Origin of the sequence: Photobacterium sp. GB-1 (assembly GCF_003026165.1) — a bacterium.
Classification (GTDB): domain Bacteria; phylum Pseudomonadota; class Gammaproteobacteria; order Enterobacterales; family Vibrionaceae; genus Photobacterium.
This window is the reverse complement of record NZ_PYOB01000015.1, coordinates 27,892-43,468: the sequence shown is the minus strand read 5'-3', so window position 1 is coordinate 43,468 and position 15,577 is coordinate 27,892. Positions and strand designations below refer to the sequence as shown.

At 37.7% G+C, this 15,577-nt stretch carries 16 protein-coding genes and 1 tRNA gene; 9 read left to right on the top strand and 8 right to left on the bottom strand.

Going from position 1 to position 15,577, the window contains the following annotated elements; all coding sequences use genetic code 11:
• Window positions 1-28 precede the first annotated feature (28 nt).
• From astB to C9J45_RS14450, 4 genes are all read left to right on the top strand, one after another.
• Window positions 29-1,363 (top strand): N-succinylarginine dihydrolase, encoded by a 1,335-nt coding sequence (gene astB / locus C9J45_RS14465; protein ID WP_107207524.1) that lies wholly within the window; start codon window positions 29-31, stop codon window positions 1,361-1,363.
• Between the two features lie 376 nt (window positions 1,364-1,739).
• Complete coding sequence (locus C9J45_RS14460; RefSeq protein ID WP_107207525.1) at window positions 1,740-2,261, top strand: DUF2058 domain-containing protein; 522 nt, start codon at window positions 1,740-1,742, stop codon at window positions 2,259-2,261.
• A 356-nt stretch (window positions 2,262-2,617) separates the two neighbouring features.
• Window positions 2,618-4,321 (top strand): phospho-sugar mutase, encoded by a 1,704-nt coding sequence (locus C9J45_RS14455; RefSeq protein ID WP_107292692.1) that lies wholly within the window; start codon window positions 2,618-2,620, stop codon window positions 4,319-4,321.
• 225 nt (window positions 4,322-4,546) lie between these two features.
• Window positions 4,547-4,723: an ATPase gene (locus tag C9J45_RS14450; protein WP_005365948.1), complete on the top strand. Its 177-nt coding sequence runs from the start codon at window positions 4,547-4,549 to the stop codon at window positions 4,721-4,723.
• A gap of 601 nt (window positions 4,724-5,324) precedes the next feature.
• Here the strand turns inward: C9J45_RS14450 and C9J45_RS14440 are convergent.
• Window positions 5,325-5,570: a hypothetical protein gene (locus tag C9J45_RS14440; RefSeq protein WP_005365946.1), complete on the bottom strand. Its 246-nt coding sequence runs from the start codon at window positions 5,568-5,570 to the stop codon at window positions 5,325-5,327.
• Window positions 5,571-5,788: 218 nt separating this feature from the next.
• The gene (locus tag C9J45_RS14435) at window positions 5,789-6,733 is read right to left on the bottom strand and encodes a questin oxidase family protein (RefSeq protein ID WP_107261956.1); all 945 of its coding nucleotides are present in this window, start codon (window positions 6,731-6,733) and stop codon (window positions 5,789-5,791) included.
• Between the two features lie 238 nt (window positions 6,734-6,971).
• Between C9J45_RS14435 and C9J45_RS14430 the strand changes: the two genes are divergently transcribed.
• The gene (locus tag C9J45_RS14430; RefSeq protein WP_107292691.1) at window positions 6,972-7,871 is read left to right on the top strand and encodes a hypothetical protein; all 900 of its coding nucleotides are present in this window, start codon (window positions 6,972-6,974) and stop codon (window positions 7,869-7,871) included.
• A gap of 58 nt (window positions 7,872-7,929) precedes the next feature.
• Here the strand turns inward: C9J45_RS14430 and C9J45_RS21835 are convergent, their stop codons facing one another.
• Window positions 7,930-8,052 carry a hypothetical protein gene (locus C9J45_RS21835; RefSeq protein ID WP_255418313.1) on the bottom strand — a complete coding sequence of 41 codons (123 nt, stop codon included), beginning with the start codon at window positions 8,050-8,052 and terminating at the stop codon, window positions 7,930-7,932.
• A 181-nt stretch (window positions 8,053-8,233) separates the two neighbouring features.
• Window positions 8,234-8,307, bottom strand: a tRNA-Gly gene (locus C9J45_RS14425).
• Between the two features lie 747 nt (window positions 8,308-9,054).
• Between C9J45_RS14425 and C9J45_RS14420 the strand changes: the two genes are divergently transcribed.
• Window positions 9,055-10,353 carry a lipopolysaccharide biosynthesis protein gene (locus tag C9J45_RS14420; protein WP_107261960.1) on the top strand — a complete coding sequence of 433 codons (1,299 nt, stop codon included), beginning with the start codon at window positions 9,055-9,057 and terminating at the stop codon, window positions 10,351-10,353.
• Window positions 10,354-10,398: 45 nt separating this feature from the next.
• Window positions 10,399-10,800 carry an ACT domain-containing protein gene (locus C9J45_RS14415; protein WP_107207531.1) on the top strand — a complete coding sequence of 134 codons (402 nt, stop codon included), beginning with the start codon at window positions 10,399-10,401 and terminating at the stop codon, window positions 10,798-10,800.
• A 16-nt stretch (window positions 10,801-10,816) separates the two neighbouring features.
• On the opposite strand, the gene C9J45_RS14410 is transcribed toward C9J45_RS14415, so the two are convergent.
• From C9J45_RS14410 to C9J45_RS21675, 3 genes are all read right to left on the bottom strand, one after another.
• Entirely contained in the window at window positions 10,817-11,827 is a 1,011-nt protein-coding gene (locus C9J45_RS14410) for a nickel/cobalt transporter (protein ID WP_107292690.1), read from the bottom strand.
• Window positions 11,828-11,846: 19 nt separating this feature from the next.
• Window positions 11,847-12,491: a DUF1007 family protein gene (locus tag C9J45_RS14405; protein ID WP_233217767.1), complete on the bottom strand. Its 645-nt coding sequence runs from the start codon at window positions 12,489-12,491 to the stop codon at window positions 11,847-11,849.
• A gap of 145 nt (window positions 12,492-12,636) precedes the next feature.
• Window positions 12,637-12,780: a hypothetical protein gene (locus tag C9J45_RS21675; RefSeq protein WP_199187177.1), complete on the bottom strand. Its 144-nt coding sequence runs from the start codon at window positions 12,778-12,780 to the stop codon at window positions 12,637-12,639.
• Window positions 12,781-13,161: 381 nt separating this feature from the next.
• On the opposite strand from C9J45_RS21675, the gene lptA reads away from it, so the two are divergent.
• Window positions 13,162-13,659, top strand: coding sequence for a lipopolysaccharide transport periplasmic protein LptA (gene lptA / locus C9J45_RS14400; protein WP_107207533.1), 498 nt, complete (start codon window positions 13,162-13,164; stop codon window positions 13,657-13,659).
• A gap of 131 nt (window positions 13,660-13,790) precedes the next feature.
• The gene (locus C9J45_RS14395) at window positions 13,791-14,258 is read left to right on the top strand and encodes a GNAT family N-acetyltransferase (RefSeq protein ID WP_107207534.1); all 468 of its coding nucleotides are present in this window, start codon (window positions 13,791-13,793) and stop codon (window positions 14,256-14,258) included.
• Window positions 14,259-14,327: 69 nt separating this feature from the next.
• On the opposite strand, the gene C9J45_RS14390 is transcribed toward C9J45_RS14395, so the two are convergent.
• Entirely contained in the window at window positions 14,328-15,479 is a 1,152-nt protein-coding gene (locus tag C9J45_RS14390; protein WP_107292689.1) for an iron-containing alcohol dehydrogenase, read from the bottom strand.
• Window positions 15,480-15,577 lie beyond the last annotated feature (98 nt).

Genomic DNA, 15,577 nt, shown 5'->3' with positions numbered 1-15,577 from the left:
TGTATTTAGCGGATGACATGGATGGAAAATGAAAGCATTTGAAGCGAATTTTGATGGTTTAGTGGGCCCGACGCATAATTACAGCGGTTTAGCTTACGGTAATCTTGCGTCAGCTAAGAACAGCGCCAAAGCGTCTAATCCTAAGCAAGCAGCGAAACAAGGGCTGGCAAAAATGAAAACCCTTGCTGATCTAGGCTTAGTACAAGGGATCATTGCACCACAAGAAAGACCAGATATTGCTACGCTCCGTAGTTTGGGCTTTTCTGGCTCAGATAAAAATATTATCCAGCAGGTAGCAAAACATAATCCCAAGTTACTAGCATCTTGCTATTCAGCTTCCAGTATGTGGACAGCCAATGCAGCCACAGTATCGCCATCTGCTGATACTGTTGATAAGCGAGTACATTTCACCCCAGCTAATTTAGTTAATCAGTTTCACCGTTCAATCGAGCATGTGACAACAGGTAAGATTTTAAAAGCGATGTTTTCGAGTGAACAACATTTCCATCATCATAGCGCTTTACCTTCGGTGAATCATTTTGGCGATGAAGGGGCGGCCAATCACACCCGCTTTTGTCGTGAATATGGTGAAGCTGGCGTTGAGTTTTTTGTTCACGGTCGTCATGCTTTTGATAGTCGTTTTATTCAACCAAAGAAATATCCAGCAAGGCAAACCTTTGAGGCTTGTGAAGCTATAGCACGGTTACACCAATTAGATGAGCAGCAAGTTGTGATTGCTCAGCAAAATCCTGCTGTGATTGACCAAGGTGTATTCCATAATGATGTGATTGCTGTTGGTAATAGAGATTTATTGTTTTGTCACGAGCAAGCGTATGTTGATCAAACGAAAGTGTATGCAGAGTTAAAACAAAAAATGGGTGAGGACTTTAAGATCATTGAAGTGCCTACTTCGAGTGTGTCGATTGATAGTGCGATCTCAAGCTATCTATTTAACTCACAATTATTATCGTTACCTAATGGAGAAACCGTACTGGTTTTACCGCAAGAGTGTGAAGAAAATAGCCAAGTTAAACGCTATGTAGAGCAATTAGTAACGAGTCAGCAAGGCATTGATAAAGTGATGATCTTTGATTTGAAGCAGAGTATGGCAAATGGTGGAGGACCAGCATGCTTACGACTACGTGTCGTGCTTAATGAACAAGAACTGCAAGCTGTAAATCCTGAGGTGTTAATGTCAGATGATAAATTTTCTGTTTTAAACCAGTGGGTTGATAAGCATTATCGTGATCGTTTAGTTGAAGCTGATTTAGCTGATCCCAATTTGCTGGTGGAATCTCGCACCGCATTAGATGAACTGACTCAGATACTTAATTTAGGCTCGGTGTATAACTTTCAACAGTGATCTTTACATAAACAAAAGGCGATAAGTTGAGTGTAAGTATTTTTTATGATGAATGAAAAAATTGTAAGGCATCTTTAAACGACGCGAGACAAATTTTTGAGAATAACTCAATTAATTAGATGATGGTGAGGTATCGCGAGTTTAATGACTAAGGAAGAGACAAAGCGGGAAATAATGCTGAACTCTACTTTTTTATTAAATTGTTAACTGTGATTTGTTAGATGAATAATCGATTCTTTAGCCATTAAGAATGGATTTAAAGTCTGCAAGTAATTTTATTGTTTAAGCTTGACCTGTTTTAGCGCTAAACGTGATAATACGGCTATAAATTAGTGTGTCTACACTGATAAATAATAATGAATGTTACGGAGTTTCAATGGCAAAGCTAAGTCTACAAGAGCAGATGCTAAAAGCAGGGCTTATAGATAAGAAGAAGCTTAAAAAGGCGGGTAAAACCACTAAAAAATCTCGTACTCAAGCGAAAGAAGCAAAAGCTGCTGTTGAAGCAAATCGCATAGCACAGCTAGAAAAAGATAAAGAGCTTAATCGTGTTCGTGATGAAGAGATCAAAGCGAAAGAGCTGGCTGCTCAAATTAAACAGCTTATTGAAATGAATCGCTTGGATCGTCAGAGTGGTGATATCGGTTACAATTTTACTGATGGTTCAACGGTTAAAAAGATCTATGTTGATAAAGTAATGCAAAATCAGCTAGTAAATGGTCGTTTAGCGATTGCGCGTTACCTTGATGGCTATGAAGTAATCCCCGCTTCTGTCGCAGATAAGATTGCACAACGTGATGAAGAATCTATTGTATTAAATAATACAGTGGCTGACAGTATTGCAGATGAAGATGATCCGTACGCAGACTTCGTTATTCCAGATGATTTGATGTGGTAAGAATATCTTACTGATTAAATAGGTTCAGAGATTAAAAACCGATATAGCTAAAGCGAATAAGCTCTTAGCGTTATCGGTTTTTTTATACGCGTTTTTTAACCTTCGTAATTGCAGCGCATCAGTATATTATTTTTATCGCTAAATCATAGAGTACTGCGCAATATTCACGCTATCGTTTGCGTGTGCAATAATTAAACACACAGATGTAAATATGATAAAAATAGCATGGTATATAATGCGAATGTTTATCATTTGTGGTTTATTGATAGCATGATGTAGTACTTAATGATGCAAGTTCTTGAACATATCAATTCGATTGTGATTCAGAAAATCATCAACATAGCAGGACAATAATAATGAATAGTGATATCGCTCGTTGGTTGGAACGCGATCCTGACCCAAAAACACGAAATGAATTAGAACAGCTTATCCAAGACAATAATCAAGCAGAGTTAACGGATCGTTTTAACGGTCGATTAGCTTTTGGTACAGCAGGATTACGCGGAGTTGTTGGTGCTGGGCCTAATCGAATGAACCGCTTAGTCATTCAAGAAACAGCGGCAGGATTGGGGCAATATCTGTTACGTTCAGTCCCTGAAGCGGCCAGTAAAGGTGTTGTTATTGGTTATGATGGGCGTCCTTATTCACAACAATTTGCACATGACACAGCATCAGTATTAACCGCACAAGGCATTAAAGTCTATTTAACGGTAAAAGTGGCACCAACGCCAGTTGTTGCATTTGGCGTGAAACATCTTCATACCGCTGCAGCTGTTGTTGTTACTGCCAGTCATAATCCTCCGCAATACAATGGCTTTAAAGTTTACTGGGAAAATGGTGCCCAGATTATTCCGCCGCAAGATGCTGGAATCGCCGATGAAATTGATAAAGCGACAAAACATGAATTGTCGTATTTACCGCTAGAAGAGGCTGAAGATAAAGGGCTACTCGTTTGGCTAGATGAAGACTACTACCAAGCTTATCGCCAAACGATGAATACCAATCCGTTATTGATAAATCACACCAATCCGCAATCAATTAACATCGCTTATACGGCAATGCATGGTGTTGGTGCCGAAATGGCAGAAACATTATTAGCTGATGCTGGATTTGACCATGTTTACAGTGTTGCAGCGCAAAGAGAGCCTGATGGTACTTTCCCTACGGTCAAATTCCCTAACCCTGAAGAAACTGGCGCGATGGATCTTGTTATTGCGGAAGCAAAAAAACACGATGCAGTATTAGCTTGTGCCAATGATCCAGATGCAGATCGCTTTGCTGTTGCTGTACGTCGTGACGACGGTGAATACCAAATGCTAACAGGGGATCAGGTTGGTACATTATTCGGCTATTACTTATTAAGCCATGCACATGCTAATCAAAACCTAGTGGGGAATACAATTGTATCTTCAAGCTTACTTGGCAAGATTGCGACGACTCTTGGAGCGCGTTATTACCAAACGTTAACGGGCTTTAAGTGGCTAACTAATGTAGCGATGGCACAACAAACAGAAGAGCATCAATTCCTGTTCGCATACGAAGAAGCATTGGGCTACACCATTGGTAGTAAGGTGTGGGACAAAGATGGTTTATCTGCATTAGTTGCGTTTGCACAATTAACCGCAGAGTTGCATGCTAAAGGGCAGACTATTTGGGATCAATTAGAAGCTATCTATCGTGAGCATGGTTTGTATATTAATGCGCAACGTAGCATTGCATTGGATCCAACCGCTGCGCCTATCGGTGATACATTACGCCATCAACCACCAACAGAGATTGCAGGGTTACCGATTGTATGCACAGAAGATTATAAGCAATCGTTGAGAACATTTAGTGATGGTACAGTTGAAGGTATTGAATTACCCGTTAGCGATGTATTGATCTATCACTTACAAGGTGGGGCTCGCGTTATTGTTAGGCCTTCAGGGACGGAGCCAAAGATAAAATGTTACTACGAAGTAGTAGAGCCAATGTTACATGAAGATACCATGATTCATGCCCAGCAACGTGCTCAAGAAGCGATGGATATGTTGATTGAAAAGCACCAACAGTCATTGTAAGTAAATTGATTTAATAGAACGATGATGAGTGCGGCATTAATCGATCACCAATGATCTATTTTGCCGCATCTTTTATGCCGGTGACTGCGGCAAACAACGTGGAAGTAGTTATGCAGATTAAAGGTCATTTGGCTATGCATGTGAAACGGTAAACAAGATGCTATCGTGAAACATTTACGTGTATAATCAGCAAATAATATACTATTTAAAAGTTAGGGTTTTCCTATGCATGATTTAAATTTATCTATACCTGATGATTACGAAAAAGAGCCAGAGCTCCCTATTCCCGAGCTTGATGAGCAGAAGAAAATTGTTGCTGAATTAAAGCGATTAGAAGAGGCGGGTGAGCTAACACCAGAAATTCTTCATGCATTTATGACCGGTGAAAGAAAACCGGAATAAGTATCAACTGAGCCTCTGTATTAAGATGATTTTGTCAAATATATAGGGGCTTGATTATTTCTGTAATTATCGATACTAACAAATTGATAATATAAACAAAAAAGTAATTCAATATAGGTTCTAAGTAGTAACAAAATAGCATATGACATAAGCACCTGATTGCATTAATGTGTGCTTATTATTACGGCTGTGTGAGCATACCTATATATGTATTATGTGACCGCCAAGAATATATTTCTAAGTGGCTGGGGGCGTGCAGGTAAGTTTGATTGTTATGTTTGTATTATTTGTAAAACAAGGCATGAAGCAAGTATTGTTGCAGTGAATGCTCAATATCGTTCAGATCTGCAGCGAGTAAAAATACATTCAAAAATCCCATTATCGTTAACAGAAGATACGTTAAAGATTGGTCGGCATATCCTTACTGCTTACATTGTAAAAGTACTCGACAAAACCACAGAGCCTAAACTATTTATGCCTAATTATTTTCAATATAGATCTAAACCGAAAATACTAAAACGATAGGTAAGATATCTTATGGTCAGTATTTAGGATCTAACGCAATAACAATATGATAAAGATCAGATCCTAATGTATTTAATTAGTGATGTTTCACACCGTTACGAACAATATCCTTACCATTATCATAAACATCTTGGCTTAACCAGCGTCCATAAATCAACTGCTGATTCTTATCAAAAACAGCGATGAAAGGGCGACCATCAGCGTTATTTTTAGCTAAGCCAATGCCTTCTACATCTTTTAAGCCTAAACCACCATTTTCAATTGAGATAATAAAGGTTTTTAACTCTTCTAGCGTTTCAATAACGTCTTGTTCAATTTTCATTTGTTAATTACCACATAGTAAAAAAGCGTAAGCTATTTATAAAATAACGTGTATCTGAATTTAACTCTACAGGGTAATACTCTACCTCTGATGCTTTATTTTTGAAATGGCTAGCTTTGTATCGTATAAGATTACGTTAAATAAATGAAAGTTTCACAAACGGACTGCATAGAAAATAGCCATATAAACATCATCATATGGCTGGATATTACTTAATATTAAAGGCTTTCATTGGCTATACATTGATTCGCAATATACTTTAATTCTGCCAATGGATAGCACTTATAAAGCTCACTACAGCTGTATATCAACGTTATCGTGTGATCATTGTTACTTAAAGCTCCACGTGTGATCGTTTCAAGCCAACTTAGGTGAGGGGGAGGCGGTAATACATCACGAGATTGCGGAAGGTTTTTTCCTACCGTCGCAAAAGCGGCTGTATAACTTTGCCAAAACCATTGTAATGCTGTTTGTTGATCTGGGAAATATTGTAACAGTTCGATAAAAGCGTGAACGGCAGTAATACCATATAAGAAGGTGGAGTCACTTGTTTTACGGTAATACTCAACAACTAGCTGCAATACTTTTTCTATTGTTATATCAACAGGGACGGGAGCAAGCTTTAGATAGTTAGGATGCTGTGCCACCTCAAAAATACGCTGACTAGCATTATTGGTTTGGAATGAGCTATTTGAAAAAGCATACACCAGCTGCTCTAACTGCTGCTCTGCGTTGTATTTCTCTGTTATCGATAATGGAGTAATAAGTTGATAGCTTTGTTCCCAATAGGCTAATGCATAAGCGATCTCACGTTGCTGCTGGCTTTTTATCGCATAAGATAACCGTATCATGCATTGGAAAGCTTGCGCATTAAAACTAGCAATTAACCTTGGCATATAGGCGATGAGTGTTGCTTCAACGCCATCATTTTTAATACGTTGCTCAATTTTATCCGCTTGTTTAATAAAGGGCTCATTACGAGCGACGTTTTCAAGCTGTGATATATATTGATGATAAAAAAGTAATATACGCTCGTCGTTAGCACCCATTTGATCAAGTGCAACTAAAGTCATTGGTAAATGATTACTGATCCCATTTTTATAGGTCGGTTGAAATTGTAATCCCGCTACAATTAATTCGTTAGTTAATAATGATGTTTTCATCTATCGCTTCCATGCAATTTACAACATATTCAATATTAGACGTTCAAAGTAAGAGTGCCTACTTTAAATCGTTTAACTGATTGAAAAATAGTCATATAAAGGAAGTTTTTGATAAATAAAAAATGAGCTTATTGGCGAGGTTTTTAGCAAAATTGATGAAATCTTATAACTGAGTAATAGCACCATACATTTGCAAACTACATTGTTCTATTAAGAGATGATTAATAGGTTGTAGTTTATGGCTTGGCGAATATTTTTAACGTTGATAGCGTGTTGTTCAATGATGGCTTGTAACAGTGATAATGAAAATGCGGTAAAAGTTAATACAACGCCAGAACCAGTACAATCAGAATCAGTTGAAGTGCAAGCGGTAGATGATAACTTGTCTGAGTCTGAGTCTGAGTCTGAGTCTGAGTCTGAGTTCTTGACTCAATCGGCTCCAGAACCTGAATGCGACTTAGAAAGTGTTAATTTACTCGATTTTGTTCCTTGGCAACGTGAAGAAGGCTGGTGGGTTGGCGAATATACCTTTTTAGGGGCAGATGGTGATCCCAATGTTTCTGCGAGTTGGCCATATCGTTACGATCACTATCGTGGATTTATCCATTTAGAAGTCATTGGCAACAGTATTAAGCAGCGTAACGTATTTTTGTACCCAGCTAAAAATTCATCTGAATGTGATTCTGTTGAAGATGTTGTTGGCTCTGGTATATGCGGTGATAACGGTAATGAAAAAGTCTTTAGTGCTGATCAAAGCGCGTCAGATTGTGATGGTAATTTATCTGGACCATTTGAAGCTTTTGGCATGACGCTAAGTACCACAACAACATTGATCGGTGATGATACTGTACTGTATCAAGTGCGTTTACCCGATGGGAGTTTTACCCAAAATCAGCTAACGACACTACCACCGAACGATACGCGAGTGCGTACTGCTCAAGGTTTCTTTATGGGATCATCAACATATGCGAGTTACTATCGAGAGCGTAAGGTGACAAAAGAAGAGTTTGTGCAGTTATTAGAAGAAACACGCCAAGAATACAATATATTAGAGCTTGATTATTGTGGTTATGATTCGGGTGGTAACCCAAGCAACGTATCCTGTGACGAACATTTTGGTGTGGTGTTGGGAGATTAAACATAAAGACCAACAAAACATAAAGACCAACAAAACATGTTGGTCTTTATTTTTATAATTACTTAATACTGCGGCTCATTTCAACATTGCCATGAGCTTGAATCGATGTGCCTTCTGATAGTGAGTGAGCACAGCCGATAATGAATATGCTAAGAAAGGCTAATATAATCCAATTATTCATTATTTATCTCAGTTAGTCGTAGTAAGGGAGGCAACTTTACGCAGTTAAATAAAGAGATTCAAGTGGGCAGAATTTTGTGTGTATCATGAGGAAAGTCAGAGGATTAATATTAATCAAAATATTGACGTTATAGATAAGAGAATCAGTTCGTTAAAATTAGAATGCAGGCCTTGTTAAAGACTGGAGCGGATAACGGGAATCGAACCCGTGTCTTGAGCTTGGGAAGCTCAGGTAATACCATTATACGATATCCGCTCTGTTGTTTTACAATAAGTTTTGCTATGTGATGAGTCAATTAAAAAATGATGAAGAGAGTTAATTATTAACAAAATGACTTTAATAAAGAATGACTGTAACTTATAGCAATTTGTATCTGTATTATTTCGATTTCTGGTACGTATACCACATGTAATATTGGGTTATTATAAATCTCTACCAATTCCCATTACATATTTAATAATATGGAAAATCGCCGTTTAAACCGTTTAGATACTGCTTTTTTGACGTTTAAGCCGTATATAAGCAGAAAGTGAAGTAATCAATAACTGTCTTTTCTAAGCGTTAAATAGTTTACTCGGCTAATATGTGACCCATCCTCTGCAATAAGTGTGACATATGTCACATTTTAAGATATTATTCAAGCTCAAATAAAGAAATGTCATTGTCCTAACAAACAAATATCGTTGGGGTGGACAATGTCTTTTACATATTACAATTGTATTATCTTACGTTGGACTTCAAGAAATGTCGTTAATTACTATTAGTAGAAATAAAATTAAAACTATTCGTGATAAAATTAAAATCTGTGTTAATAATGGTGATGTTGCAAATGTTTCATTATTGTTGTCAGAACTTGAATCAGAATTAAATATTTTTGAGTCATTATACTCATCACCTAAAGAAATATAACCAATAAAGGATTAATGGATTATTATATTTACGAGAGATATTTAAAGATAAATAACGTATTATAATCAGTCTGATGATTTATTGTTTATATATATGGAAAAGCAAAATATTGCCCCGCCATCAAGTGAAGATGCTTTATCTCGATTGAAAACGGCTTTTAAAGCAGGCGCTGCCGCGACACTAGCCAGTATTTCTATTGGTTTTTTATTCAAGATTTGGCTCGCTCAGTGGGTTAATAAAGACGACTTAGCGCTGTTTAATAGTGTGATAGATATTGTATCTCTATCATTAATATTAATGACGGGTTTTCGCTCTTCTATGGTTGTGACTTACAGCCAAACGAATAATGATCGTGACATTATCAATATTTTCCGGTTTTGCTTGATCACGATTGTTCTCTTAACATGGGGAGTTGTACTTCCATACATTAAACACGAATTACACATCAACGTTGGCTATTTCGAAATGGTTGGTGTGATTTTTAGCATGGGAATGAAGGTTTATTTTACCAACTTGATAGCCATGTACCGTTTGTATGATGTGTCTAATAAAGTGACTTGGATAGAGCCTGTTACGAATGTAGCGGGCTTTGTTATTTGTTACTACGTATTGCACTTTACACCACTTGCCTCATTGTTTTATAGCATGGCATTTTCATCGCTTGTTGCTGCCCATTTTATGTATTGGAAGCGACGTAAACAAATTGCGACGAAACCAATAAAATCGGTTCAACTTGATCCTAATATGCGTAACTATGTTCGCAAAAGCTTCACTGCCTCATTAGAAGCAGGGGCGAGTATATTGATGATTTATATTACGGTTTTATTGACGATCACGCACTTTAGCTTAGATGAACTTGGCGATTTCCAAGTCGTTGTTCGTCCGATATTCACTTATATGACGATGTTATTTGTCTTTCCTATTTATCGTTTTGTTTTGCCTGAGTTAACCTTATGTATTAAGCAAGGTGATCACCAACAAGTCAAAGCAATAAGGCGTTGGATTTTTCGTCTCGCAGCAATGGTGAGTGTGACATTTTTCCTCATCATGCTTATCGGTGGGCGTGAAATTATAGGTTTTGTTTTTCCCCCTCAGTATCATGGTGCCGTTATTGTATTATTTCATTTTTCTATGTTCTTTATTTTTATGATGCTAAATGCTTACCAATTAGCCTATATAAAAGCCCATGGGAAATTCACATTAAGCTTACTCATTCGTCTTAGTGGTATCATCACGCTAATAGCAAGTTATTATTTATTATCGATATTTACTGCAAATGTTGTCGCTATTATTGTCGCATTATGTTTAGGTTATGTAATGATGTTCATTCTATCAACGATTGCTGAACGTAAAATATTAAACGGGTATAAGCTGGCTTTATCCAATAATTAGCTTGTACTTAATATTGTCTTGGATTGATTTTAGGGAAAAAGAAAAATGGCTGGTATCACTGATTTAACTGAGCTTCTGATGAATTTACAACCAGAATTAAGCCTTACGCGTTATATTTTTTGTTGCACAGAAAATACTAATCTAGATGCTATTGCTTCTATGTCACCATTAGCGACATTTTGTGAAGAAGAAGGAATGACATTCATTTTAAGTTATGAAAGTGCAGTCCAGCATAATATTGAAATCAATAATGTGTATCGCTGTATTACATTAAAAGTACATTCCAGTTTGGAAGCTGTTGGTTTAACGGCTACTGTAGCATCAGAGCTTGCGAAGCATGGAATTAGTGCCAATGTGATGGCAGGGTTTTATCATGATCATATTTTCGTCAATGAAAATCATGCCGAGCAAGCTATGCTAGCGTTAACTGAACTATCGCAACGCTAGCATAGAAAAGATTTATTTAGAGTACAGGCGACATCCCATAGCTTTGACTATTAAGTAGCAGTAAACCAAGGCCGATGAGCAATAAGCCTCCAAATAGCTTAAATACTAATGGGGCAAATGAATGCTGGTGATCAGAGTACGCAAGATATTTTGTTACCAGCTTTTTACCCGAAAGTGTCATTGTAGCGATCGTTGAAGTCGTCAGCGCCGTTCCCACAGCCATCAGTAAAGCGCTCACTACACCTAACCAGTACATATCAACCATATTGGCAAAAAGTAGTGCTAATATCGCACCTGTACATGGACGAATACCAATACTGGCGATAATTGCAATATATTCACGCATATTGGTTGCTTGATTAATACTATCAGCATCAGCAAAGTGTTTATGCCCACAACCACAATCACTGCTATGGCTATGGCTATGGCTATGGCTATGGCTATGGCTATGGCTATGGTTATGATGAGTATGGTCATGTTTATGGGTTTTCTGTTTGTATAATTGCCAGCTTTGTTTTATAGCTCGGTAAGCAACAATTACACCCAGTAATAACATGGCCACGAAGCTAAGTGTGATGAATCGGTCTGCTGCGCTATTAATTTCACGCATCGATGAATTAAAAAACACCAGTAGAACGGTAACTAGCACTATAGCCACTAAGGCTTGTAAAAAAGCAGAGATAACCGTCATGATTAAGCTTGCTTTTACTTTAGCTGGGTTTGTTGCTAAATAGGTCGTTACAATCATTTTGCCGTGTCCAGGGCCTAATGAATGAAATACACCATATAAAAAGCTGACGCCAGCCAGCGAATAGATAGCAGCGGGGTTTTCTTTTGCATCATAAAGCAAGTCACCCAATTGACCGTTTATTTCACGTTGCCATTTTATGGTGCTAAGCATTAACGTTGGCCAATTGTGCCAAAGTAAATAACCGACAATAATTAAAAAAGTGGCTACAAGGGTTGCGCCTAACCAATAGTTTCCTTTGTTCGTATGAGCATGTTGCTCGGAATGATGGTGCTCCATGGAAATCCTTTAATAAGAGTTAGTCGGCTGATTGGCAATGTAGTTTTACTGTTTGGGTAAATAATTGACCAAGTGCATTATCCGGATCGGCATCAGGTGGTAATGATTGGGCATAAAGCATTTGCTCTGGACTTGGGTTAGGCTCAACGAGGTCAAAAGTACAGACTTTGCTTAGCTCTGGCGATAAGATGATGTCGTTTTTTGCTTTCCAAGACATATCAACATAGTAACTTGGTTCAAAAATAAGTAGTCGTAATGAATCTTTGGTTAGTGGCTGAGGTTTAGAGAGTGGAAGTTCAAATGTGAGTGTCGCTTTAGCGCGATCTTTTGTTAATACTCCATCGGTAGCAATTTTATATTTGATTGGTTCTTGGTCATTATAAAAGTAAGTAAAATAATGCTCATTCATCATATTTTTCATTACAGAATCACCAACACGAGCAAGTGTTTCTGTTTTGCTTTCCGGCGACATATCTTCACCGTCCAGCATATATGCAGTTGTCATAGCATCAAAAGTCCATACCATTTTAAATCCTGTGATTTGTTTTTTATCACCTTGGATATAGGTTTTCATATCAATCCATGAGTGTGGATGTGCTTGGCTAGCGGTTGAAAACAAGGTTAAAGACGAAAGTAATATTGCAGGAAAAGAAATCCAACGCATAGAAAATGCAATCTCCATATTTACAAGCTTGGCACTATGTTTAAGCATCAAAGAAGACTAAAGTAATGTTATATTATAACAGTGCCCTTTGTTTGCACAAAGTGAATTCAGTGCAAATAATCTTGAGGATATATGGTAATTAAGACTAGGGTTTTAATTCTGCGAGTAAAAATGCAGAAGTCGCAATAATGATACCAGCAAAGATGGCGAGTGGTTGGTTATGGTCAAAGCCTGCAATCAGCGTTAACACTATGCCCAATGCGATATATAGCTTCTGTCTGATGATCATTTAGCACTCCAATACGATGTATTTCTTTATTAATAACACGCATCGCGGTAGGTGTGTTAACGACATGTCAAATCTTAGTTGTTAGAAGATACGTAGTTTAATTAACTGATTGATAAATGTTTTATATCGTTTAGAGTTTGAAGTTGTATAGTTCTTCAATATAAATATGTGCAGTAAGATAATCTATAAACTGGTATTTAGCCTGTAGATAGTACTAATTTTGAACTATGTGATACAGGTAAGGCTAAACTTGGTATTAGTGACCGTTTTGATGAAATAAAAAACGCCATTTCAAATTATTCATCGCTTTGCCGCTATTTGCTGATTTTCAAGGTATAATAAGCAAAGAAGACGTAAATAATAGAGTAGAAGAAACTAAGTATGAAATTAAAGCTATTTGTGGCTGGATGCATGTTGTTACTGAGTTCATCGACATGGGCTGAAAAAGCAGATACACAACTCCCTATCCATTTGGCAGCAATTACACAAGATGTTGATGTTATCAATAATATCACAACCTTAACTGGAAAGGTTGATATCACACAGGGTGGCGTTCAGATTAAAGCGGACAAGGCCGTGATAAAGCTGGACAGCAAAACAAAAGCACTAAAGAGTGTGGAAGTTTATGGTAAACCCGCTTACTTTCATCGTGTAATGGAAGATGGAAAGGTGGTGGATGGAGAGTCGCTTTACGGCATTTATACACCAACAAATAACATGATGGTGTTAAAAGATAAGGCTAAAATAACTCAAAATGGCAGTACGATCCAAGCGGCTGAAATAAGCTATAACTTGGCTTCTCAGGTGATGCAAGCAAAAGGCTCTAAGTCACGCCAAGTGAATACTGTTTTACTGCCTGAAAACTTAAATAACCGATGAGCAAAATAAGCAGAAGTCTTTATTGCTTTTGCTTATATTTGGTCTAATTGACATAGATTTTGCACGTTGTTCAAAAACTGATCAATGATCTTATAGAAATACTAATAAAATAGAGAAAGAAGGTCGCTGCAGTGGAATTAGTACAAGTTAATGCTTCAAACATAACCATTTATTTAAACTTAACTCAGGCATATGAAGCTGAGTTTTCACCACTGACGAAAAAAGTGCCTGATAATGATGGTAAATTTGCGCTTGATACACCAATAGAAGGTAATGTACTTGGCTTTCTTTTATATTTTGATGGTGTGCCAGCGGGATTAGCAGCGATTGCTGACCATGGTAACAGTCATTATGAGGTATGTGATTTCTATGTTGTGCCTGTCTTTCGTAAAAATAAAGCAGGTCAACGTTTCGCACATAGCTTGTTTTCAATGATGCCAGGTGAATGGGAAAGTAAGCAAATTGAAGGCGCAGTACATGCGATTGCTTTTTGGCGTCGTGCTATCGGTGCGTACACAAATGAACAGTATGTTGAAGATATTTATCACGATAGCTACTGGGGTGATGTTACTCGCCAGCGTTTTACTATTTCGGTTTAGTGATTACAAAAATAATAAAGGGAGCTAATGCTCCCTTTTTTCAAATTGTTAGCGTATTACAATATAAACTTATAATGCCGTCATTAAGATTTTACGACTTATCTCTGGCGTAATATCGTGATGTTCACTTAATGCGATCATGCCATGTTTTTTAAGGCTTTCGATAAGAACATCGATATCTTTTTCTCCTAAATCAACGTCAGTAAGTGTTGTTGGGACACCCATTTGTTTGAAAAAGGCGATGGTTTTTTCAATCGCAGCGTCAATACGTTGATCTGCTGTACCTGTTGTTAAACCAAAGATACGCTCAGCATATTGCAATAATTTTGCTTCTTTTTCTTTACGACGTACTTTCATAACAGCAGGTAATACAATGCTTAGCGTACGAGCATGATCAATACCGTAATTACCTGTTAATTCATGGCCAATCATATGTGTTGTCCAATCTGATGGAACGCCAACACCAATTAAACCATTGAGTGCTTGAGTGGCAGACCACATAATATTGGCTCGAACGGCAAGATCATCGGGTGTGGCTAATGCTTTTGGCCCTTCTTCAACTAAGGTATGCAGTAAACCTTCAGCAAAACGATCTTGGACTTTTGCATTCACCGGATAAGTTAAGTACTGCTCCATTGTATGAACAAAGGCATCAACAACCCCGTTTGCTACTTGGCGAGAAGATAAACTCAATGTTGTTTGTGGATCTAAAATAGCAAATGCAGGTTTTACGAGTGGCGAGCCAAAGAATAACTTGTCTTTACCACGCGAAACTACAGAACCACCATTACTTTCAGAACCCGTTGCAGGTAAGGTTAATACACAACCAAGAGGAACAACCTTAGTGACAGGCTCTTGCTTAAGTAAAATGTTCCAAGGATCTTCTCCCTGATAACAGGCAGCAGCGGCAACAAATTTAGTACCATCAACAACTGAGCCACCACCTACCGCTAATAGGTAATCATAACCTTCTGTTTTAACCAGTTCGACGGCCTTCATCAGTGTGTCATATTGTGGATTAGGCTCAACGCCTGAGAATTCTCCCCAGTTAAATCCGTCCAACGCTGCTGTTACTTGGTCATAAACACCATTTGATTTGATAGAACCGCCACCGTAAATAACCAATACTTTTTTATCTTTAGGAATAGCTTGGCTAATTGCCGCGATTTGACCTTGACCAAAATGAATGCTTGTAGGGTTTTGGTAGGTAAACTTATCCATTGTAGGCTCCGTTATATCGTTGTGATATTGATATTCTAATTATTGTGTTGAGATCTCTAGTGTAGAAGCGAACGTAGGATAAACTAAATACATAATTC